Annotated in this window: 21 protein-coding genes; 17 read left to right on the top strand and 4 right to left on the bottom strand. The window is 69.3% G+C overall.

Annotation, left to right across the window (positions count from 1 at the left end):
• Position 1 precedes the first annotated feature (1 nt).
• Both EV640_RS03890 and EV640_RS03885 read left to right on the top strand, forming a co-directional pair.
• Positions 2-736, top strand: a complete 735-nt coding sequence (locus tag EV640_RS03890; RefSeq protein WP_243832219.1) for a methyltransferase domain-containing protein — start codon at positions 2-4, stop codon at positions 734-736.
• Positions 729-1,916, top strand: a complete 1,188-nt coding sequence (locus tag EV640_RS03885; protein ID WP_133725861.1) for an FAD-dependent oxidoreductase — start codon at positions 729-731, stop codon at positions 1,914-1,916. Before EV640_RS03890 ends, EV640_RS03885 begins: the two co-directional genes overlap by 8 nt.
• Before the next feature lie 3 nt (positions 1,917-1,919).
• Here the strand turns inward: EV640_RS03885 and EV640_RS03880 are convergent, their stop codons facing one another.
• On the bottom strand, positions 1,920-2,771 hold the full coding sequence (locus EV640_RS03880) for a UbiA family prenyltransferase (RefSeq protein WP_208292182.1): 852 nt from the start codon (positions 2,769-2,771) through the stop codon (positions 1,920-1,922).
• Between the two features lie 41 nt (positions 2,772-2,812).
• Between EV640_RS03880 and EV640_RS03875 the strand changes: the two genes are divergently transcribed.
• The 5 genes from EV640_RS03875 (at position 2,813) to EV640_RS03855 (ending at position 7,741) form a co-directional block, all read left to right on the top strand.
• Complete coding sequence (locus tag EV640_RS03875) at positions 2,813-3,172, top strand: DoxX family protein (protein ID WP_243832218.1); 360 nt, start codon at positions 2,813-2,815, stop codon at positions 3,170-3,172.
• Between the two features lie 165 nt (positions 3,173-3,337).
• Positions 3,338-3,715 (top strand): DUF2267 domain-containing protein, encoded by a 378-nt coding sequence (locus tag EV640_RS03870; RefSeq protein ID WP_133725860.1) that lies wholly within the window; start codon positions 3,338-3,340, stop codon positions 3,713-3,715.
• Between the two features lie 112 nt (positions 3,716-3,827).
• Complete coding sequence (locus EV640_RS03865) at positions 3,828-4,883, top strand: hypothetical protein (RefSeq protein ID WP_133725859.1); 1,056 nt, start codon at positions 3,828-3,830, stop codon at positions 4,881-4,883.
• Positions 4,880-6,577, top strand: coding sequence for an ABC-ATPase domain-containing protein (locus EV640_RS03860; protein WP_133725858.1), 1,698 nt, complete (start codon positions 4,880-4,882; stop codon positions 6,575-6,577). Before EV640_RS03865 ends, EV640_RS03860 begins: the two co-directional genes overlap by 4 nt.
• Positions 6,578-6,694: 117 nt before the next feature.
• Complete coding sequence (locus EV640_RS03855) at positions 6,695-7,741, top strand: CorA family divalent cation transporter (protein WP_133725857.1); 1,047 nt, start codon at positions 6,695-6,697, stop codon at positions 7,739-7,741.
• On the opposite strand, the gene EV640_RS03850 is transcribed toward EV640_RS03855, so the two are convergent.
• Both EV640_RS03850 and EV640_RS03845 read right to left on the bottom strand, forming a co-directional pair.
• Positions 7,719-8,261: a DUF3995 domain-containing protein gene (locus EV640_RS03850; RefSeq protein WP_133725856.1), complete on the bottom strand. Its 543-nt coding sequence runs from the start codon at positions 8,259-8,261 to the stop codon at positions 7,719-7,721. The two genes, EV640_RS03855 and EV640_RS03850, sit on opposite strands and share 23 nt — an antisense overlap.
• The gene (locus tag EV640_RS03845; RefSeq protein ID WP_133725855.1) at positions 8,258-8,866 is read right to left on the bottom strand and encodes a TetR/AcrR family transcriptional regulator; all 609 of its coding nucleotides are present in this window, start codon (positions 8,864-8,866) and stop codon (positions 8,258-8,260) included. The genes EV640_RS03850 and EV640_RS03845 overlap by 4 nt, the downstream gene beginning before the upstream one ends.
• A gap of 246 nt (positions 8,867-9,112) precedes the next feature.
• Between EV640_RS03845 and EV640_RS03840 the strand changes: the two genes are divergently transcribed.
• From EV640_RS03840 to EV640_RS03820, 5 genes are all read left to right on the top strand, one after another.
• Positions 9,113-9,955, top strand: coding sequence for an alpha/beta fold hydrolase (locus tag EV640_RS03840; RefSeq protein ID WP_133725854.1), 843 nt, complete (start codon positions 9,113-9,115; stop codon positions 9,953-9,955).
• A 128-nt stretch (positions 9,956-10,083) separates the two neighbouring features.
• A complete protein-coding gene (locus EV640_RS03835; protein ID WP_133725853.1) occupies positions 10,084-10,524 on the top strand; it encodes an OsmC family peroxiredoxin in 441 nt (146 codons plus the stop codon).
• Positions 10,525-10,642: 118 nt separating this feature from the next.
• Complete coding sequence (locus EV640_RS03830) at positions 10,643-11,707, top strand: NAD(P)-dependent alcohol dehydrogenase (protein WP_133725852.1); 1,065 nt, start codon at positions 10,643-10,645, stop codon at positions 11,705-11,707.
• A gap of 198 nt (positions 11,708-11,905) precedes the next feature.
• A complete protein-coding gene (locus EV640_RS03825; RefSeq protein WP_133725851.1) occupies positions 11,906-14,680 on the top strand; it encodes an HAD-IC family P-type ATPase in 2,775 nt (924 codons plus the stop codon).
• Between the two features lie 81 nt (positions 14,681-14,761).
• Positions 14,762-15,169: a RidA family protein gene (locus tag EV640_RS03820; protein ID WP_036477044.1), complete on the top strand. Its 408-nt coding sequence runs from the start codon at positions 14,762-14,764 to the stop codon at positions 15,167-15,169.
• Positions 15,170-15,244: 75 nt separating this feature from the next.
• Here the strand turns inward: EV640_RS03820 and EV640_RS03815 are convergent, their stop codons facing one another.
• On the bottom strand, positions 15,245-16,336 hold the full coding sequence (locus EV640_RS03815) for an SDR family oxidoreductase (protein WP_036477041.1): 1,092 nt from the start codon (positions 16,334-16,336) through the stop codon (positions 15,245-15,247).
• Between the two features lie 113 nt (positions 16,337-16,449).
• Between EV640_RS03815 and EV640_RS03810 the strand changes: the two genes are divergently transcribed.
• The 5 genes from EV640_RS03810 to EV640_RS03790 all read left to right on the top strand — a co-directional run bounded on the left by EV640_RS03810 (position 16,450) and on the right by EV640_RS03790 (position 20,693).
• The gene (locus tag EV640_RS03810; RefSeq protein WP_036477039.1) at positions 16,450-16,902 is read left to right on the top strand and encodes a hypothetical protein; all 453 of its coding nucleotides are present in this window, start codon (positions 16,450-16,452) and stop codon (positions 16,900-16,902) included.
• A complete protein-coding gene (locus EV640_RS03805; protein WP_200869334.1) occupies positions 16,892-17,188 on the top strand; it encodes a transcriptional regulator in 297 nt (98 codons plus the stop codon). The genes EV640_RS03810 and EV640_RS03805 overlap by 11 nt, the downstream gene beginning before the upstream one ends.
• A gap of 316 nt (positions 17,189-17,504) precedes the next feature.
• Positions 17,505-18,239, top strand: a complete 735-nt coding sequence (locus EV640_RS03800) for a glycosyltransferase family 2 protein (protein WP_036477037.1) — start codon at positions 17,505-17,507, stop codon at positions 18,237-18,239.
• Complete coding sequence (locus EV640_RS03795) at positions 18,236-19,237, top strand: acyl-CoA dehydrogenase family protein (protein WP_133725850.1); 1,002 nt, start codon at positions 18,236-18,238, stop codon at positions 19,235-19,237. Before EV640_RS03800 ends, EV640_RS03795 begins: the two co-directional genes overlap by 4 nt.
• Positions 19,224-20,693, top strand: a complete 1,470-nt coding sequence (locus EV640_RS03790) for a bifunctional PIG-L family deacetylase/class I SAM-dependent methyltransferase (protein WP_133725849.1) — start codon at positions 19,224-19,226, stop codon at positions 20,691-20,693. The genes EV640_RS03795 and EV640_RS03790 overlap by 14 nt, the downstream gene beginning before the upstream one ends.
• Positions 20,694-20,695: the final 2 nt, after the last annotated feature.

The following is a 20,695-nucleotide window of genomic DNA, read 5'->3' as shown; positions in this document are numbered from 1 at the left end:
CGTGAGCCCGGTCAATCTCTCCGTCCGCGATGAGCAGCTGCGCGAGCTCATGGATGATCCCGACTGCGACCCGGTGCGCCTGGACGCCACCCTGCGGCGCTTCCACCTGGTCAACCGGCTGATCTCCGGCTGGGACCAGGTCTACCGGACCCGGCTGCGCCCGGCGCTGCTGGACCTGGAGCGGCCCGCCCGGGTGCTGGATCTGGGCTCCGGAGGCGGGGATGTGGTCACCCGCCTCGCGCAGCTGGCCGCCCGCGACGGGCTGCCCGTGGAGTGGACCGGGGCAGATCCCGATCCGCGTGCCCACGAGGCCGCCCAGAAGACTCAGAACGACCGGAAGCCCCGCATCAGCGATCGACAGCCTCCCCGGGTCAGGTTCCTCTGCGCCGATGCCGGTGCCCTGCTGGAGCAGGGCGAAAGCTTCGACGTCGTGCTGTCCAACCATGTGCTCCACCACCTGGACGCCCCCGGCCTGCTCGACTTCACCGAATCCTCCCGGCAGCTCTGCACCGGCACCGTGCTGCACAGCGACATCGCCCGAGGTCGGCTCGCCTATGGGCTCTTCGCCGTCGGGATCACCCCGCTGGCGCGGGGAACCTTCCTGCGCACCGACGGGCTCCGCTCGATCCGGCGCAGCTACCAGCCCGAGGAGCTCGCCACCGCCCTGGCTGAAGGGTGGACCGTGACCTCCCCCGCGCCGTTCCGGCTGATCGCGGAAGCGCCCGGCCGTGGCTGAGGTGCTGGTGATCGGCGCCGGCCCGGTGGGACTGCTGCTGGGCGGCCTGCTGCGCCGCGCCGGGGTGGATGTGGAGATCCTGGAACAGCGCGAACACGGCAGCGCAGACAGCCGTGCCATCGGGATCCACGCCCCGGTGCTCGCCGCCCTGGAGGACTCCGGGCTGACCGCGCGGCTGCTGGAGCAGGCGGTGCGGGTGACCCGTGGTGAAGCCCGTGCGCAGGGGAAGCTGCTCGGCGTTGTGCGCTTTGATCGGCTCAGCACCCGGTTCCCCTTCGTCGCGACGCTGCCCCAGTCCGGCACCGAGGCCGCGCTCGCCCTTCACTCCCCGGCTCCGCAGCGCGGCATCGGCGTCAGCGCGCTGCGCCCCGAGTCTGACCACGTCGAACTCGACACCAGCTCCGGAACCCACCGAGCCCCGCTGGTGGTGCTGGCCGGAGGCCCGCGCTCCCGCGAGCTGGTCTACCGGTCCGCGCTGGGGCACAGCTACCCGGACCGGTATCTGATGACCGACGCCGACGCGTCGGATGACCAGGGCCCGGGGACGCAGATGCCGGCCCGGCAGGACGCGCGCACCGCCGTGGTCCACCTCGAGTCCTCCGGAGTGCTGGAGTCTTTCCCGCTTCCCGGGGGACGACGCCGGTTCGTCGCCTGGGACTCCGGGGCCACCTCCGGAAATCCAGCCTCCCAAGCCCCCTCAGTCCAAGACCCGGCATTCCAGGACCCGGCCGCTCAGCGTGACCGGATGGCACGCACCCTCGCCGCCCACGGTCAGCCGCTCACCGGAGCGGTCAGCGGCTTCGGGGTGCGCCGGTTCGTCGCCCCGGCGCTGCGCCGTCACCGGCTGATGGTCATCGGAGACGCCGCCCATGAGGTCAGCCCGATCGGCGGCCAGGGGATGAACCTGGGTCTGCTCGACGCCGCGACCCTGGCCCCGCTGCTCACCGACTGGGTCCGCACCGGCACCGCCCCGGAGGCGCAGCTGCGGCACTGGGAGCGCACCCGACTGCGCTCGGCCCGCCGAGCCGCCCAGCTGGCGGCGCTGAACACCCGGCTCGGCCGGCCGCTTTCACCGGCGAGGGACTCCGCCCGCCGGAACGGAGTGCGGCTGATGCTCGGTCCAGGCACCGGCCGGCTCTTCGCCCACGCCTACGCCATGGGCCTCGACGCCGAAGCTTGATCCTCAGCCAGCCAGAGAGCCTCCGGCGACCACCAGCTGCGCGGCGAGCAGCAGCGCCGCCAACATCACCAGCCGGAAGAGCACCCGCCCAGACCGGGCCCGGATCGCCAGGCCCAGCGCCAGCAGCGCCACCGCGCTGACCAGGACGAAGAACACCCAGGAGACTGCCGGGACCTGTTCCGGCTGCCACCCGGCGGCACCGGCGGTCACCGCGATCCCGCCGCAGAGCACCGCCGCGGCGGCCAGCGCCGCCGCGGGCCGGGCACCGAGCCGGTGCGGCAGGCCGGTGATGCCGGTGCGGGCGTCGTCGTCGAGGTCCGGCAACACGTTGGTGAGATGGATCGCGGCACCCAGGGCGGCGCCGGCGAACCAGGCCCAGGGGGCGGCAAGCTCCGGATCGGGCGCTGCCAGGGTCGCGAAGGAGGGGAAGAGTCCGAAGGCGAGCAGGAACGGGGCCAGCGAGAACACAGTGGCCTTGAGCCCGGCGTTATAGACCCAGGACGCCGCCAGGAACACCGCATGCGCGCCGAGCAGCCCGAGCCCCAGCGGGGTCGAGAGCGCGAGCGCGAGCACCAGAGCACCGATCGCGGCGATCCAGGCGGTGCGGACGCTGAGATCGCCGCGCGCGATCGGTTTGTCGCTGCGCCCGACCTCGCGGTCCCGCTCGGCGTCGAAGGCGTCATTGGAGATGCCCACCGAGAGCTGACCCAGGAACACCGCGAACCCCAGCAGTGCGATCCGCTCCACTCCGATTCCGGCCGAGACCGCGAGCGCTGCGGTGAGAACCGTCACCACGACGGTGGGTCCGGGATGAGAGGATCCCCATAGGCCTCGAGTCACGCTCAGGATCGTCATCACGCCAGTCTCTCACCTCGATATCCCACCCCGGAGGACCCATGAACAGCACCCAGCGCGCAGCTTCGATGGCCACACTGCTCGGTGTCGCCGGGACCATGCATTTCCTGCGGCCGGCGCCCTTCGACGCCATCGTGCCGCCCCAGCTGGGCAACCGCCGTCGGATCACCTACGCCAGCGGTGTGGCCGAGCTGGGCTGCGCGGCCCTGCTGGCGGTCCCGGCGACCCGGCGAGTGGGCGGAGCATGCACCGCGGCGCTGATGCTCGCCGTCTACCCGGCGAACCTCTATTCGGTGAAGAGGTACTGGCACCGGCCCACGGTGCGCAACATCGCGCTCGCGCGGCTCCCGCTCCAGCTGCCTCTCATCCTCGCCGGCTGGCGGATCGCCCGGGGCGGGTAGGTCTCCTCGGGCCTGTGGTTCGACAGAGCCCGGGGTCCCGTGTTTACCGTGGAGGAACCGGCCTGCCGGGCCCGCCCGCGGCGTATAGATCCTGCCGGCACGCGAGAGCGGACGTTCGCGCCTCCGCGTAAGGCCCGCTGGCCACCGCAAGTGAAGGAGCAACAGATGCGCCACGACGAATTTCTCAAGACCGTCACCGAGAAGGGCGGCCCCTCGGATCGCGAGCAGGCCAGCAAGTTGGTCAACGTGGTGCTGGAGGATCTCGGCAAGCGGCTCAAGGGTGGTGAGGCGAGCAACCTCGCCGCACAGCTGCCCCAGGAGCTCAAGGCGCCGCTGACCGACCACGCCGGAACTGAGACGCTCGACGACGTGGATGAGTTCCTGCGTCGCGTCGCCGGCAAGCTTGAGCAGGGTGTCGGCACCGAGGATGCGCTTGCCCAGGTCAAGGCCGTGTTCTCCACCCTGGCGGACTCGGTCTCCGAAGGTGAGATCAAGGACCTGCGCTCGCAGCTGCCCACAGGCTTCGCGCCGCTCTTCGCCTAGAGTGTGCTCACCCGCCCGCTGCACGGGCATGTCCCGCTGGGCCACCGGCCCTGCGGGTGGGTGGCCTCATGATGAGGTCCTTGTCGCCAACAGCTAAGGAGCACCTGAGGCTGTGCCTGAATCCGCGAAACCTTTCCATATCAGGCTGCTCGCCGATCCAGGCCTGCCCACGCGACGCGTGAACTCCATCCAGGAAGATTTCGCCGCGGAAGCACGCAAGCTCCTCAACGGCGAGGTCACCGTCTCCTCGGACACCCGGATGCTGCGCATCCGCCCCGACGCCACCCTGGACATCGACGCGGTGCGCGAGATGGAAGAAGATCACGCCGAGGCCGACGCGGTCATCATGCTCACCGAGATCCCCCGCCATACCACGGGGCATCCGCTGATCTCCGAGATCTTCCCCGATCACAACGTCGCGATCGTGTCCTGCCCGACTCTGGGTGCCTGGGCCACGAAGAGTCGCATCCGCAAGGTCTTCACCGGTTCGCTGCTGCGCCTGCTCCCCTCCGGAGCCGGCCCGGATCCGGAGGAGTATGACCAGCGCTGGAGCCAGTGGAAGTCCACCGAGCGCGGGGAGGGCCTGGGCCTGTTCGCCCACACCATCACGGGTGGTCCGCGGACCGTGGCCGGAATGGTGCTGGGCAATGATCCGCTGCGCGCCGTCCCGAAGCTCACCAGCGCCTTGGGTGCAGGTGCGGCCACCGGCGCCTTCGGCATCTTCTACAGCTCGATCTGGCAGATGGCCGACGCGCTCAGCACCACGCGGCTGGTCCTGGTCGGCCTCGCCGCGGTGGTCACCATGCTCTTCTGGCTGGTCGTCCGCGAGGGACTCTGGGACCGGCCGAAGCACCGCAGCCTCGCCACCGTGGTCACGCTCTACAACGGATCCACCGCGATCACCCTGTTGGTCTGCATCCTGCTGCTCTACCTGCTGCTGGTGGGCGTGATCTTCCTGGCCGGGCTGGTGATCATCGACGCCGAATACCTCGCGACCGTGATCGGCGGCGAGGTCAGCCTGCTCAACTACCTGAACATCGCCTGGTTCAGCGCGGTCATGGGCGTCTTCGCCGGCGCCATCGGATCCAGCTTCGACTCCGGGGCGGACCTGCGTCGACTGACCCACGGTCAGCGCGAACGTCAGCGCGAGTACACGGAGAGTGCATGAGCCACCAGCAGACCCTGGAGCAGATCCTGACCTCGATCGACGGCCGGGGGTACGCGTCCTATAAGCAGCTCAGCGGGCACCATCCCCTGGGCCGGTTCACCCTGAACGTGGACAAGGTGCAGGTGGACCCGTTCGCTCCGCCCTCGCTGATGCGGATCAGCCTGTCCCGCGAGGACGCCGGGCTGCCGGGGGACCTGCTCGATGATCGGCTCGGCCGGATCGCCGCCAGCGACTTCCTAGCCCGCGCCTTCGCCGAGGCGGTGACCGCCGAGGCCGCTGAGGGTTCCGGTTCTGCGGCGAGCATCAGCATCGGCCGCCCCGGGCAGCAGGTGCTCGAGCGCACCAGCGTGGTCATCACCGAGGACCTGATCACCGCCCGGCTCTCCGTGGCGCTGCCCGCGGCCGGACGCCGAGCGCTGGGGGTCAAGGCCGCCCGGCTGCTCACCGAGACCCTGCCCCGCGTGGCCGAGGCCTCGCTGCTGCACACCAGCCTGGACCAGGAGGCGCTGCGCTCCCACGTCACCCTGCTGCGCGACCAGGAGGATCTGCGCACCCAGCTCACCGCGGCGAAGCTGGTCTGCTTCGCCGCCGACGGGTCCGTGCTGCCCCGCCAGGCCGGGGACTCCGATCTGCCGCTCGGCGTGGAGGCCGTGGAGTTCCACAGCCCCGAGTCGCTGCGTCGCAGCTTCTCCCTGCCCAGCGGCCGGCAGGTCACCGGGATGGGCGTGCCCGAAGGGGTCACCGTCATCGTGGGCGGCGGCTATCACGGCAAGTCCACGCTGCTGCGCGCCATCGAACGTGGGGTCTACCCGCATATCGCCGGGGACGGCCGCGAATGGGTCATCACCCGGGACTCTGCGGCCTCGATCCGGGCCGAGGACGGCCGCAGCGCCGCCGGCGTCGACATCTCCGCCTTCATCTCCGGGCTGCCCTCCGGGGCGGACACGCGCAGCTTCTCCAGCACCAACGCTTCCGGCTCCACCTCTCAGGCCACCAACCTGGTCGAGGCCGTGGAAGCCGGCGCCTGCGCCCTGCTGATCGACGAGGACACCTCGGCGACGAACTTCATGATCCGCGATGACCAGATGCGCCGGCTGGTCCCGGCAGAACGTGAGCCGATCACCCCGTTCGTGGACCGGGTCCGCCCGCTGTTCACCGAGCGCGGGGTCTCCACGGTGCTGGTGGCCGGTGGGTCAGGGGCCTTCTTCGAGGTCGCCGACCAGGTCATCGCACTGCAGGACTACCAGTTGCGCGAGGTCACCGCCGAGGCGCACCGGATCGCCGCAGACCACCAGACGCGGCCCGCGGGCCCGGAGTCGGGAGTCTTCACCGCAGACCCGGCGCGGGTGCCGCGCCGTGCCTCGCTGCATCCTGGGAAGAAGACCAAGCCCGCGCGCAGCCGCGGGCACCGAATGATCCAATATGGCCGTGAGGACATCGACCTCACCGCCGTGGCGCAGCTGGTGGACCCCGCCCAGACCGAGGCGCTGGCCAAGGCGCTGGACCGGCTCGCGGAGCAGGCCGACGACGCCCGGGACATCCCCGCCCTGGTCGCCGAACTCGTGGAACGCCTCGACGTCGAGGGTCTGGACGGCCTCTCCCCGCACCGAGGACACCCCGGTCACCTGGCCCGTCCGCGGACCCAGGAGATCCACGCCGCGATCAACCGGTATCGCGGCCTGACCCTGCACTGAGCCTGCAGCGACCCAGCACTGAGCCGCCACCGAGTCGCAGCCAAGCCGCTGGGCTACGCTGAGATCCGATCGGGCATCAGGGCAGGTGCTGATCTCGACGCGATCCCAGGGAGCGCAATGGCCATCACCATGCGGCGGTTCACCGCTGATGCGGGGAGTTCCAAGGTGGCCTCCTTGGATGCCACGCCGACTGCAGACCCCGCCTCGGTGCTGCTCTGGGTGGACCTCACCGGGGAAGACCTGCCAGATTTCGGAGAAACCGCCGCCGCATTGGGGTTGAGGACCGCCCAGCTCGAGTTCCTCCGCGGGGACCGCAGTCGCCTTCCCATTCCCGCCGCCTCGGCGGAATCGGTGGCCGCCGTGCTGCACCGGGTCTCCACCACCGCCTCTGAGTCGACTCAGGACACCAGGTTCCGCTTCTCGGAGCTGCGTCTCCTCGCCGTGGACGGGCTGGTGGTGACCGTCCAGGCCGTGGAGACGGGGCAGGACACCCTGGACCTGCAGGCGCTGCTGGAGTCTGCTCGATCCTCGCACTCGAGGAGCTCGGTGAGCTCCTCGGAGGCCGTCGCGAGCCTGGTCGGCGCGGTGCTGCGCGAGTATCCGGCAGCGTTGGATGAACTCGAGAACGCGATCGAGACGATGGAGGGCATCCTGTTTCAGGAGGCCCGGCTCGACGCGGTGCTCTCCCATCGGATCTATCAGCTGCTGCAGAAGGTGCACCGCTTCGATTGGGCGCTGCGTCCCCTGGAGTCGGTGGCCACCGACCGCGCCGCAGCGGCCGCCGAGTCCGACGCCGCCGGGGAGGCCTCCTCCAGCTGGGCCGATCTGATCATGCGGACCCGAAGGATGCGCGACCGGGTGGAGCTGCAGCGGTCGCACCTGGAGAACGCCGTCGGGCTGCACTCGACGCTGTTGACCATCGAGCAGAACGACGCCACGCGCCGGCTGGCCGACGCCTCCTACGCCCAGGGGGAGCAGAGTAAGAAGATCTCGGGCTGGGCGGCCATCCTGTTCGCCCCGACGCTGATCGCCTCGATCTATGGGATGAACTTCCGGCATATGCCCGAACTGACCTGGTTCTGGGGCTACCCGTTGGCGGTGGCGCTGATGGTCGGACTCAGCCTGACGCTGTGGACGGTGTTCAAACGGCGACACTGGCTCTGAGCCGCCGCAGACCTGCTGCGAGCACCAGCCCCCAGAGCAGCAGCATCGGATACCAGAGCAGCGCCTGGCCCAGCCGCGCCGTCGGGTCCTGCAGGTCCAGCCCGGGCCACAGCAGCAGCCCGGCGTTGACGAGCAGACCCGCCGCGCCGTAGACGATCAGCCCGGCGGCGACCAGCCGGGAGAGGTTCCAGCAGCGCTCCTCGCGGGAAGCCGGCCGGCGTCGGACAGGGCTCAACCCTTCGGAGGACGCAGTGCGAGATCGCACCCGGCGGGAAGTCGGCCGGCGGGAAGTCAGCTGGTGGGCCGCCACGATCGGAACCACCGCTGCGCCGGTCTTGCCCAGCGCGATACCCAGCAGGGCCAGGCCGGTCAGCCCCGGCATCTCGGCGCGCAGGTCGATCAGCCACTGCCCGATGCTCCCCAGCAGCGCGTCCCCGCCCGCGGCCCAGTAGTAGCTCGGCGCCGCGTTGAGCAGGCCGAGCAGGCCTGCGCACCAGATCAGCGCCGTCGGGTGCTTCATCGGACCGACTGGGCCCGGGTGGATTCTGCGACGCTGAGCAGCGATTCGGCGGCGCGGCGCGCCTTGAGCGCCATCGCGGAGTCTCCGGTGATCGCAGCCGTGGTCTGGGCTCCCTCGGCGAGCAGCATCAGCTGATCTCCCAGCTCCTCGGAGAACCCTGCCTCGGTCGCGAGCTGCTCCATGAAGCGCCGGAACTCGCGCTTGTGGTCCGCGGCCTTGATGGCCACGGCAGGAGATTCGGTGGCCAGCTCGCCGAAGGCGTTGATGAAGACGCAGCCGCGGAAGGAGTCGGAGAGGAACCACCCGGCGAGATAGTCATAGATCGCCAGGAGCCGGGCGCGGGGGGTGCCCTCCTGGGCCACGGCGGCTGCGATCTCATCGGCCCACATCGTGTGGCGGTAGTCCAGCACGGCGAGCACGATGGACTCCTTGGACGGGAACACCGTGTAGAGCCGCTTCAGCGAGACTCGGGCGTGCTGGCGCAGCGCGTCCATGCCCACGGCGCGGAAGCCGTGGGCGTAATAGAGCTCATCTGCCGCCTCGATGATGCGCTGGCGCAGCGGATCGGCAGACTGTTGCAGCTGTGCGTCCCCCTGACGCGCCATCGCGGCCCTTTCCTCGAGTTTCAATATCGCTGTGTTTCGACTTCACTGTGTTTCGGTATCGCTGTGTTTCGCCTCCACCGTGTCCCGGTGTCACCGCATCTTCGGCGGTTCAGAGTCTTGCGCACCTTCACGTTTCCGCGGTTTTCATGGTGCCGTCATCCCAGTGTACTTGCAAGAGAACGACGGTTCTCCTAGGCTGAGGACAACGGAGAACGAACGTTCTCCGACTCTCAAGGAGGGACTGACATGTCTCACGTCACCGTCGGAACCGAGAACAGCACAGACATCTCGCTCTACTACGAGGACCACGGCGCGGGTCAGCCCGTCGTGCTCATCCACGGCTACCCCTTGGACGGCTCATCATGGGAGAAGCAGACCTCCGCGCTGCTCGACGCCGGCTACCGCGTCATCACCTATGACCGTCGCGGGTTCGGGAAGTCCTCCCGCCCCACTGCTGGACACGACTACACCACCTACGCCGCCGACCTCAACGCCCTCATGGAATCCCTGGACCTGCGCGACGCTGTGCTGGTCGGGTTCTCCATGGGCACCGGCGAGGTCGCCCGCTACCTGGCCGACCACGGCTCCGACCGGGTGAGCAAGGCCGTCTTCCTCGGCTCGCTCCAGCCCTTCCTGCTGCAGACTGAGGACAACCCCACCGGCGTGCCGCAGGAGGTGTTCGACGGGCTCTTCGAGGCCGTCACCAGCGATCGCTACGCCTTCTTCACCGCGTTCTTCGACGACTTCTTCAACACCAAGGACAACCTGGGCAGCCGGCTCAGCGAGGAGGCCCTGGCGGCGCACAAGAGCCTTGCCTACGCCGCCTCCCCGCATGCCTCGGTCTGGGCCCAGCCGACCTGGCTCACCGACTTCCGCGAGGACGTCGCCGCCGTCGGCCGCTCCGGCGTCCCAGCGCTGATCGTCCATGGCACCGCGGACAACATCCTGCCGATCGATTCCACCGGCCGGGTCTTCCACAAGGCGCTGCCCTCCGCGGAGTACCACGAGATCGACGACGCCCCCCATGCCATGCTCTGGACCCACGCCCAGGAGGTCAACGAGCACCTGCTGACCTTCCTGCGCTCCTGATCCCTGGACTCGAAGAGATCACCCCAGAGCAGAAACCCCTCGGCGCGGCCCTCGGCTGAGGCGTCCAGGAACCATCCGGACACAGCCGCAAGACTGACGCTGGACCCACCAATTCAAGGAGAATCACTATGCCTACACGCACAGCACGCACCGCCTGGAACGGATCACTCGAAGAGGGCTCCGGCGAAGTCGAGCTCAGCAGCTCCAAGATCGGCACCTACGGGGTGTCCTTCCCGAAGCGCGCATCCGACGACGCCAACGGCAGCACCAGCCCGGAGGAGCTCATCGCGGCAGCGCACTCCTCCTGCTTCGCCATGCAGCTCTCCGCCGAGCTCACCAACGCCGGCGGCACCGTCGAGACCCTCGACGTCCGCGCGGACGTCTCCATGGGCCCAGACCAGTCGGGCGGCTTCAAGCTGACCGGGATTAAGGTCACGGTCAACGGCAAGGTCAGCGGCATCGACGAGGACACCTTCGTGAAGTCCGCCGAGGCCGCCAAGACCGGCTGCCCGGTCAGCAAGGCGCTCACCGGGGTCGAGATCACCCTGGACGCCACCCTCGAGAGCTGATCCTCACGGGCCCACGCGGGTCCACCACACTGCTGCAGGGTCGCGGCGCGCATCTCATGCTCGCCGCGGCCCTGCGTCGTGTCCCCCTCTTTCTACTTCCCCTAAGGAACCACGTTTCATGACCACAACGATCACAGCACTCCAGGCCGACAGCGCCGAGTCCAGCTTCACGACCCGCACGCTCGAGCGCCGCAGCCTGGCCACCGACGATGTCCGGATCGCCATCCGCTACGCCGGCATCTGCCACTCCGACATCCATCAGGTCCGCGATGAGTGGGGCGGCACCTCCTTCCCGATCACCCCGGGTCACGAGATCGTCGGCGACGTCCTCGAGGTCGGTGCCGAGGTCTCGAAGTTCAAGGTCGGCGACACCGTCGGCGTCGGCTGCTTCGTGGACTCCTGCATGGAGTGCGAGGCCTGCAAGGACGGTGAGGAACAGTTCTGCAGCCAGGGCGTCATCGCGACCTATAACGGGCAGAACAAGGACGGCGAGACCACCCACGGTGGCTACAGCCAGCAGATCGTGGTGCGCGATCACTTTGTGCTCAGCGTTCCCGAGAGCCTCGACCCCGCCGCAGCCACCCCGCTGCTCTGCGCCGGCATCACCACCTACGCGCCGCTCAAGCGCTACGGCGCCGGCCCCGGCGTCAAGGTCGGTGTCATCGGCATGGGTGGACTCGGCCACGTCGCGGTGAAGATCGCCGCCGCCATGGGTGCCGAGGTCACCGGGCTCAGCCGCACCGACAGCAAGAAGGAAGACGGCTTGGCCTTCGGCGCCACCGCCTACCGCGCCACCGAAGACGGCTCGGCGTTCAAGGACCTCGCCGGCAGCTTCGACCTGATCATCAACACGGTCGGCGCCTCGGTCAGCCTGGACTCCTTCCTCGGCCTGCTGGGCCGCGGCGGAACCATGGTCAACGTCGGGGCACCGAGCGAGGAGCAGTCCTTCCAGATGTTCTCGCTGCTCGCCATGCGCCGCAACTACGCCGGCTCCATGGTCGGCGGGCTGCCCGAGACGCAGGAGATGCTGGACTTCTGCGCCGAGCACGGCATCACCTCCACGATCGAGCTGATCAAGGCCGACCAGGTGGATGAGTACTACGAGAAGGTCGTCTCCGGTGACGTGCGCTACCGCGCCGTCATCGACATCGCGTCCCTGGACAAGGCCGACGCCGCCGCCTGAACGCGCTGGGCGCTTCCGGGAACCCCGCAGCGCCCGTCACGATGAACGCCCCGCCCCGCCAGGAGCTCCTCGAGCTCCGCGCGGCGGGGCGTTCGTCGTCGGGAGGACTCACTTGGCCGAGCGGCCCCCGCGCACGCTCTGCACGCAGCACCCGTAGGCTTAGGAGCACTCGTTGACCCCGGGGACGAAGGAATCGTTGTGAGATCACCCGCCCAGACACCGTCCACGCGCGAGACCACGGGAGCCGACGTCGCAGCCGCCTCCGCCGAGGACGTCGCCTCGGCCTACGCGCTTGAGCACCAGGAGGTGCTGCGCCGCCTGGAGGTTGACCCCGAACAGGGACTCAGCTCCGAGGCAGCCGCGGCGAGCCTGGAACAGCACGGCCCGAACCGGCTTCCGGACCCGGCTCAGGACCACCCCTTCATCCGGTTCATCAAGCACTTCAACGACGTGTTGATCTACGTGCTCATCGGCGCCGCCGGACTCACCGCGCTGCTGCAGCACTGGGCCGACACCATCGTGATCCTGCTGGTGGTCGTGATCAACGCGGTCGTGGGCTTCCTGCAGGAGGGCCGCGCCGAGCGCGCCCTGGAGGGCATCCGGAACATGCTCTCGCCCAGCGCAGATGTCCGTCGCGAGGGCTCCTGGGCCACGGTGGACGCCGAGCTGGTCGTTCCCGGAGACATCGTCCGGCTGCGGACCGGGGACAAGGTCCCCGCCGATGTCCGCCTCATCGACACCGCCGAGCTGGCCATCGAGGAATCGGCGCTCACCGGTGAATCCGTCCCGTCCGAGAAGACCACCGAGACCAGCGAGCAGGGCGCTCCCCTGGGTGACCGCACCTCAATGGCGTTCTCCGGCACCATGTTGACCTCGGGGACCGCGACCGGCGTCGTCGTCGGCACCGGCGAGAACACCGAGATCGGGCGCATCAACACGATGATGTCCGAGGTCGAGACCCTGGAGACTCCGCTGACCCGCCAGATCGCCCGATTCGGCAAGATGCTCTCCCTGGGCGTGCTGGTGCTGACGCTGCTGCTGGTGAGTCTGGGCTGGGGCCTGCACGGCACCCCGATCGCCGAGCTGCTCCAGGCCGCCGCCGGGTTCGCCGTGGCCGCGATCCCGGAGGGCCTGCCGGCGCTGATCACCATCACCCTGGCGCTCGGCGTGCAGACCATGGCCAGGCGCAACGCGATCACCCGCAAGCTCTCCGCCGTGCAGACCCTGGGCAGCGTGACCACCATCTGTTCAGACAAGACCGGCACGCTGACCAAGAACGAGATGACTGCCGAGCGCCTCGTCCTCGCCGATGAGACCTTCGAGGTCTCCGGGACCGGCTACATCCCGGAGGGCGAGGTCACCCTGGACGGGCAGCGGGTCACCCTGGAGCATTCTGGGCTGCGCCGCTTCGTGGAGATCATGAGCCTGACCAATGACACCGAGCTGATTCGCAACGAGGCCGGCAGCTGGACCATCGCCGGGGAGCCCACCGAGGGCGCGCTGAAATCCCTGGCGGGCAAGCTCGCCTTCGACGACGACGCCGCCTCACGACTGGCCACGCTGCCGTTCAGCTCCGAGAACAAGCTCATGGCCACTACGGCGGCGCTGCCTGAGGGTGAGACCTTCGTGCTGGTCAAGGGCGCCCCGGACCGGCTGTTGGCCCGCTCCAGCACCCAGCTCACCGCGCAGGGCCAGACCGCTGCGCTCGACGCCGAGGCATGGAACGAACACATCGACGCCCTCTCTGCGGATGGCCTGCGCGTCCTGGCAGCCGCCTGCCGCCCGGCCCAGGCCCAGGACCGCGAGTCCCTGCGCATGGAATCCCTCGGTGAGGAGCTGATCTTCGTCGGTGTGGTCGGGATCGTGGATCCGCCCAGGCAGGAGGCCATCGATGCGATCAAGGTCTGCCACGACGCCGGAATCCAGGTGAAGATGATCACCGGAGACCATGCCGGCACCGCCACCGCGATCGCGCTGCAGATGGGCATCGACAACGGTCAGGGCGCCATCTCCGGCGCTGAGCTGGAGGCCACCGATGACGAGGAGCTGCGGACGCTGGCCCAGCGCCACCACGTGTTCGCCCGCACCTCCCCGGAGCACAAGCTGCGACTGGTCCGCGCCCTGCAGGCCGAGGGTGAAGTGGTGGCGATGACCGGCGACGGCGTCAACGACGCCCCCGCGCTGCGCCGGGCCGACGTCGGCGTCGCCATGGGCCTCAAGGGCACCGAGGTCACCAAGGACGCCGCCGAGGTGGTGCTCGCCGATGACAACTTCACCACCATCGAGGCAGCGGTGGAGGAGGGCCGCCGGATCTATGACAATCTGCGCAAGGCGCTGGTCTTCCTGCTGCCCACCAACGGCGCCCAGGCCACGGTGGTGCTCTTCGCTGTGGCCTTCGGCTGGACCCTGCCGCTGACCCCGCTTCAGGTGCTCTGGGTCAACATGGTCACCGGTGTCACGCTGGCCTTCGCGTTCGCCTTCGAGCCCGCCGAGGACGGCATCATGCGGCGCAGGCCCCGCGACCCAGACGCCGGAATCGTGGAGACCCGGCACGTGGTGCAGATCGCGGTGGTCTCGCTGCTGATCGCCGCGGTGACGATCATCGTGTTCCGCTGGCGCATCGACGCCGGCGACGATCTCGAGGTGGCCCGCACCCTGGCCACGACGGTGCTGGTGGTCTGTCAGGTCTTCTACCTCTTCAGCGTGAAGTCCCTGGAGAAGTTCAGCCTGCGCCCCTCGGTCTTGTTCAAGAACAAGCTCGCCTGGCTGATGGTCGCGGCGCTGACCCTCTTGCAGGTCGGGTTCATCTACCTGCCCTGGCTGCACACGATCTTCGACACCGCGGTGCTGGACCCGTTCTACCTGCTGATCACGCTCAGTTCAGGGGTGCTGGTGCTGGTGCTCACCGAGCTGCTGAAGCTGGCACTCTACGCAGGCCGCGCCTCGAATCCTCACACCGCGCCACGCCGCTAGGCAGCTAGACAGCTAGACAGCTAGACAGCTAGGCACGACGCTGGCAACCCACCCCTGCCACCTCACAGAAGGAGCCACCCCTTGCCGACCGCCGTCACGCTCATCAGGTCGCCCTCGCTCGCGGGGTCCGTGGAGTACGCCTATGCGGCCACCGCCCCCGCCGATGCGCGGCTGATCTTCCTGGCCGGGGCGTGCCCGCTGGACCGGGAGGGCGCCACCGTGGGGGCCGGCGACTACGCCGCCCAGGCGGAGCAGTGTGTGGCGAACCTGCGCACCGCGTTGGACGAGGCCGGGGCTGGGCTCCACGACGTGGTGAGCACCCGGGTCCTGGTCGCCTCGACCCGCCAGGCGGACCTGGTCACCGCCTGGCGCGTGGTGCGCGAGGCCTTCGGTGACCACGATTCGCCCAGCACGCTGCTCGGAGTGACGGTGCTCGGCTACGATGCACAGCTCGTGGAGATCGAGGCCGTGGCCGCGGTCCGGGACTGAGCGCACAGCTCAGCCGATCATTCCTCGCGACCGGCGTGCTTTTCGACAGGTCATGCTTCTCAGCGGGGCATCCGTTCAGGGGATGACGCGATCCGCGCGGTACCGAGCGAAGAGATCCTTGAACGCCTGCTCGGTGCGGCGGTGGGAGCGGAATCCGGCGTCTCGGCTCTTGCCCATATCCGTGACGACCTCCATGTCCCGGCCCAGGTCGGCGTCGGTGTGCCACCAGGAGGCGAGCCGGCTGATGTTGGATTCCACGAGTCCGTGCTTCTCGGCGATGCCCGGCCATGCCGCCTCATGCGGGGCCATCTGCTGCTCCAGCGGACGCGGCGCCTCGGCGTAGCCGACGACGCGCTCGTCGGGCACGCCGAGATCTGCGGCGAGCCGGGGCCACATCCAGCGCCAGCGGAACACATCGCCGTTGACGATGTTGAATGCCTCATCGGATCCGTTGGGATCGGTGGACGCCCAGATCATCTGTTCGGCGAGCAGCCCGGCATCGGTCATATCGGTCAGCCCGTTCCACTGCTGCTCACTGCCCGGGAAGACGAAGTCGAGGTCGAGCTCCTTGGCCAGCGTGGCCTGCACGGCGATGGTCAGGCCCATGTTCATGGCGTTGCCCACGGCGTGGCCGATGATCGTGTGTGCACGGTGCACCGAGAAGTGGAACCCCTGCTTGGACGCAGCGGCGAAGAGCTCGTCCTCCTGCGCGTAATAGAAGTTGGGGGTCTCCAGGCGCGGCTCCTCCTCGTGGAAGGGCGTATCTGGAGTCTCTCCGGCGGCGTAGGCCTCGAAGGGGCCCAGGTAGTGCTTGAGCCCGGTCACCAGCGCCACGTGCTGCAGCGGGGCGTGCGTCAGGGCGGCCAGCAGATCGCGCAGCATGCCGCCGTTGACCGTGATGTTCTCGGCCTCGGAGTCCTGCTTCTGCCAGGCAGTGAAGAACACGTGGGTGGGGCGCTCTGCGGCCAGCGCGCTGCGCAGGCTCTCGGGGTCACGAAGATCGGCGGCGACACCGCGGATGCCCGGGGCTGAGGAGGCGCTGCGCGAGAGCGCGATGACCTCCCAGTCTTCATCGATGAGCTGGCGGGCGATCGCCGAGCCGGTGATCCCAGAGGCGCCGACGATCAGCGCGGTCCTGGGTGCGGGGGTTTCTGCGGGGGAAGTCATGTTCGGTGGAAGCGGGATAGCTCCGGGGAAATTCCCCTGGACCTGGCAGGGAGAGCCGAGACACATCAGCCCACCTCTTGTTTCCATGCAGGAAACTCGCTAGTGTTTCTCTCATGGAAACACAGCGATCAACACCGACCCCGGAGGAGGCCCGCCGCGCCCTGGACGCGGCCGAGCAGGAGGAACAGGCCACCATCAACCGGCCGGTTCCTGCCTGGTACTTCCCGAGCCTCGCCGGGCTGATCCTGGCACTCTTCAGCCTCAATGCGCTGGGCGACCTGAACCCGACGCTGCGCATCCTCCAGGCTGCCGTGATCGTGCTGCTCGCGGTCGGAATCGGAGCGCTCGTGGGAAGGTTCAGCTTCCACCAGCCGGGGTACCGGGGCACCTCTGTGCCGTGGGTCAAGGTCTGCGCGGCAGGCTTGGTGGCAGGAGCCCTGCCGGTCGCTGCGATCCTGTTGGATGACGTCCTGGGCTCCTGGGTCTGGCTCGCCGGCGGCATCATCCTCGCCGCGGGACTCCTCGCCATCGGCATCCCGTATCAGCGGCGGCATCGTGGCGCCTGAGCCGACCTTCGACGCGCTGATCCACGCCCCGCATCGATTGCGGATCTGCGCGATGCTCTCCCAGGCCTCGGGCATCGAGTTCGGCGAGATCCAAGAGCGCACCGGACTCTCGAAATCGGCGCTGAGCAAGCATCTGAGTCAGCTCACCGACGCCGGATACCTCAGCGAAGAGTCCTTCGTCTTCCAGGGTCGATCCCGGTTGATGCTCGCCCTGACCCCTGCCGGGCGTGAGGCGTATCTTGCGCACAAGGAGGCACTCAAGGCGCTTCTGGAGGATCACCGCTGACGGTCCCGGCGCCGACTCATTCGATGCTGACCTGCCGCTGAGAGCGAAACACTGTTGTCCCGGCCCCGGTCTCCGCGTTGGATCGACCCATGGGGCGGATCTTGATTCTCGGCGGCACCGGGGGCTTGAAGATGGGCGGCTGCGCGGGCCCCTGCGACCACGACGATCAGGACTCAGCCTCGACGAGGAGGCCGAGCTGCTGCGCCGGCGCCGGGGTGAACCGGCCTTCGGCGCCCCGGGCGATCCGATCTGAAGCCAGGACCTAAGCTCCGGACAGCGGTGACTCCCACCTCGCTCATGAGCCTAGAATCAATCTGTGACCGACCCTTCCGCGCAGAGCCCGTCCGTGATCGTGGTGATGCCTGCCCATGATGAGGCCGGAACCATCGAGGCCGCACTCACCGCGGTGCGAGCCTCAGCACTCCATGCCGGCATATGGCTTCGATTGATCGTCGTGGCTGACGCGTGCACCGACGAGACGGCGAGGCTCGCGCGCTCAGCAGGGGCCGAGGTGGTCGTGATCGAGGCCAACAACGTCGGTGCCGCACGCGCCGCCGGGTTCGATCACGCGCTGAGCCGACCGGCAGACTCCCGTGACTCACCGACGACCACCGATGCCTCGACACCTGCAGGTGAGCCGTGGCTCGCCACCACCGACGCCGACAGCCAGGTTCCGCTCGACTGGTTCTCCCGGCAGGCCGAGCATCGGGACCGCGGCGCCGACGTCGTGCTCGGTACGGTGATCCTGGCTCCGGTCCTCGGAACAGACCCGGTGGGCCGCGCCTGGGCGGCTGACTACGCACAGCAGATCACCGGCAGTCGGCACAGCCACATCCATGGCGCGAATCTGGCATTCACCGCACAGGCCTATCGTGCGGTGAACGGGTTCAGCAGCCTGGCCGATGATGAGGATGTCGATCTGGTGACCAGGCTGCGCCGCAGTGACGCCGTGCTCGTCACGGCCACCGATATGCCGGTGATGACCTCCCGGCGCACCACCGGCCGCGCTCCGCGCGGATTCGCTCAGACCCTGGGAGCCCTGCACGCATGACCGATCTTCTGCACGAAGTGCACGAGCAGCTTCACACGCCCCTTCCCGAGCTGCCCGGGCGTGGTGAGACGCAGGCGCGCTGGCGCCGGCTGGCCGGAATCACCGCGCAGAACACCGTGGTGGGCCGGCTCTATGAGGCCCACGCCGACGCGGTCGCGATCGGCACAGACCTCGGCTACCCCGAGCTGGTCTCCGCCGGTGAGCTCTGGGGCGTCTGGGCCGCAGAGCCGCCGATGCCGGTGCTCACCGCAACGCGCAGCGGCGCGGGCTGGACCCTGAGCGGCACCAAACCCTGGTGCTCGGGGGCCTCGTTGTGCAGCCACGCGCTGGTCACCGCGACCGTCTTGCCCGACTCCCCGGGGGCAGCGGCGCAGAAGCTGCTCTTCGCGGTGAACCTCTCCTCCCCCGGCGTCACCCCGGTGCCCGAGACCTGGCATGCGGTCGGGATGGCGGCCAGCGACTCGGGCTGGGTGTCCTTCGAGCAGGTGCCCGCCACCGCGCTGGGCACCCATGCGGACTACCTGGAACGTTCCGGCTTCTGGCACGGCGGCATCGGAGTGGCCGCCTGCTGGTACGGCGCGGCGCGCGCCGTCGCAGCACCCCTGCTCAGCCGGGCCGCCGCACCCAAGGCCTCGTCGCTGCTGCGAGCCCACGCCGGGGCTGCGGCCGCCGGGCTCACCGCCGGCTGGGCGCTGCTGAGCAGCACCGCCCGCGCCGTGGACGCCGATCCGCACAACCTTGCTCTGGCCAAGGCACAGGCCTTCGCGGTGCGCACCTACATCGACCGGCTGGCCGCCGAGATCATCGACCGCAGCGGGCGCGCCCTCGGACCGGGCCCGCTCGCCTCGGACGCGATCCATGCCCAGCGAGTCGCCGATCTCAGCGTCTACATCCGCCAGTGCCACGCCGAGACCGACGAAGCGGCACTGCCAGCGGTCCTGGCCGAGCACGGGCTCGGCTGGGACCAGCTGATCGGGGACGGCCATGACACCTGGTGAGACCGCGGCGACCTTCCACGGCGCCCAGACCCCACGCAACACCCGCGCCGCCCTGGATCGCTACGATGCCGGCGTCCCAGAATGGGGCATCGGCGAGGTAGACCCTGCAGGGCGCTGGATCCCGCACAACCTGCCCGGGCTGCTGGTGGTCGCTCCGCACCCCGATGACGAGATCCTCGGCGCCGCGGCGCTGATCGCGGCAGGTCTGCGCAGCGGCTCCCCGGTGCAGATCCTGGCCGCCAGCGACGGCACCGGGTCGCATCCACCTCAGGTCATACCCCCAGAACGGCTCGCCGAGATCCGCACCACCGAGTCCGAGTCCGCCTTGGAGGAGCTGCGCGGACTCACTCCGGGCCCGCGCGGCGCGGGAAGCCTGCAGCGCCAGCGGCTGCACCTGCCCGACGGCGCGCTCGCCGACCACCGGGCCCCGCTCACTGCGGCGATCGGTGCCGCGCTGAGGCAGATGCCCGGCGGCACCGTCCTGGCGGCTCCGCTCTCTCGCGACGGACACCCCGATCACGACGCCTGTGGCGAGGCTGCCGCCTCCGCAGCGGCGCAGCACAACGCACCTCTGGTGCAGTATCCGGTGTGGCTCTGGATGCACAGCACGCCGCCAGGACTGCACCCCGCGCAGGACTCGGAGCCGATGACCGGATCGAGCCCGGCGGAGCCAGAGATCTCCTGGTCCGCGGCGCGCTCCATCCCGATCGACGCCGAGCTGACCCAGGCCCGGGGCCGCGCCGTCGCCGCCTTCGTGTCCCAGCTGGGGACCGAGCACGGCACCCCGGCAGACCGAAACCCCGGAGAGCCGGTGCTCACCGCGAGCATGCTTCAGACCGTGCTGCGGGATCGCCAGATCGTGTTTCCGGGAACGCCGCTGGACTTCGAAGGCCTGCACGCCCAGGATTCAGACCCCTGGGGAGTGACCAGCCGCTGGTACGAGCAGCGCAAATACGCGCTGACCATGGCGGTGCTCCCGAGAGCTCGCTACCGCCGCGCCTTCGAACCAGGGTGCTCCATCGGTGGGATCACCGAGCTGCTCGCACAGCGCTGTGACGAGGTCCTGGCCACCGACATCTCTGGCGCAGCGCTGCACACGGCGGCGCAGCGGGTCGGGGCCGAGAATGTGACATTCCAGCAGTCCAGCATCGAGGACTGGCCCGCCGGGGCGATCGACCTGATCCTGCTCAGCGAGCTGGCCTACTACCTCAACGACGCCCAGTGGGCGGCCGTCCGGGGGCGCGCGGCGAAGACCTTGGAACCCGGCGGGCATCTGGTGTCGGTGCACTGGCGACACCCCGATGCGCAGGCGTTCCGTTCAGCGCAGCAGATCCGGGCAGACCTGCGGGCCGTGCCCGGATGGATCCTGCATGGCAGCTATGAGGATCGCGACATGCTGATCGATATCCTCGGTCCAGCTACCCCGAGCGTGGCGCAGACCGAGTTCCTGCACTGAGC

The sequence above is a fragment of the Nesterenkonia aurantiaca genome (assembly GCF_004364585.1).
Classification (GTDB): domain Bacteria; phylum Actinomycetota; class Actinomycetes; order Actinomycetales; family Micrococcaceae; genus Nesterenkonia; species Nesterenkonia aurantiaca.
Note: the sequence above shows the minus strand (reverse complement) of the source record. Positions and strands in the feature narration are given on the sequence as shown.

What these genes read in the sequence shown, in the direction of transcription:
- EV640_RS03830 (WP_133725852.1), top strand. Translation starts at nt 10,643, where the DNA reads ATGACCACAACGATCACAGCACTCCAGGCCGACAGCGCCGAGTCCAGC.
- EV640_RS03810 (WP_036477039.1), top strand. Translation starts at nt 16,450, where the DNA reads ATGGAAACACAGCGATCAACACCGACCCCGGAGGAGGCCCGCCGCGCC.
- EV640_RS03875 (WP_243832218.1), top strand. Translation starts at nt 2,813, where the DNA reads ATGAACAGCACCCAGCGCGCAGCTTCGATGGCCACACTGCTCGGTGTC.
- EV640_RS03815 (WP_036477041.1), bottom strand. Translation starts at nt 16,336, where the DNA reads ATGACTTCCCCCGCAGAAACCCCCGCACCCAGGACCGCGCTGATCGTC.
- EV640_RS03855 (WP_133725857.1), top strand. Translation starts at nt 6,695, where the DNA reads ATGGCCATCACCATGCGGCGGTTCACCGCTGATGCGGGGAGTTCCAAG.
- EV640_RS03870 (WP_133725860.1), top strand. Translation starts at nt 3,338, where the DNA reads ATGCGCCACGACGAATTTCTCAAGACCGTCACCGAGAAGGGCGGCCCC.
- EV640_RS03835 (WP_133725853.1), top strand. Translation starts at nt 10,084, where the DNA reads ATGCCTACACGCACAGCACGCACCGCCTGGAACGGATCACTCGAAGAG.
- EV640_RS03845 (WP_133725855.1), bottom strand. Translation starts at nt 8,866, where the DNA reads ATGGCGCGTCAGGGGGACGCACAGCTGCAACAGTCTGCCGATCCGCTG.
- EV640_RS03790 (WP_133725849.1), top strand. Translation starts at nt 19,224, where the DNA reads ATGACACCTGGTGAGACCGCGGCGACCTTCCACGGCGCCCAGACCCCA.
- EV640_RS03850 (WP_133725856.1), bottom strand. Translation starts at nt 8,261, where the DNA reads ATGAAGCACCCGACGGCGCTGATCTGGTGCGCAGGCCTGCTCGGCCTG.
- EV640_RS03795 (WP_133725850.1), top strand. Translation starts at nt 18,236, where the DNA reads ATGACCGATCTTCTGCACGAAGTGCACGAGCAGCTTCACACGCCCCTT.
- EV640_RS03860 (WP_133725858.1), top strand. Translation starts at nt 4,880, where the DNA reads ATGAGCCACCAGCAGACCCTGGAGCAGATCCTGACCTCGATCGACGGC.
- EV640_RS03840 (WP_133725854.1), top strand. Translation starts at nt 9,113, where the DNA reads ATGTCTCACGTCACCGTCGGAACCGAGAACAGCACAGACATCTCGCTC.
- EV640_RS03880 (WP_208292182.1), bottom strand. Translation starts at nt 2,771, where the DNA reads ATGACGATCCTGAGCGTGACTCGAGGCCTATGGGGATCCTCTCATCCC.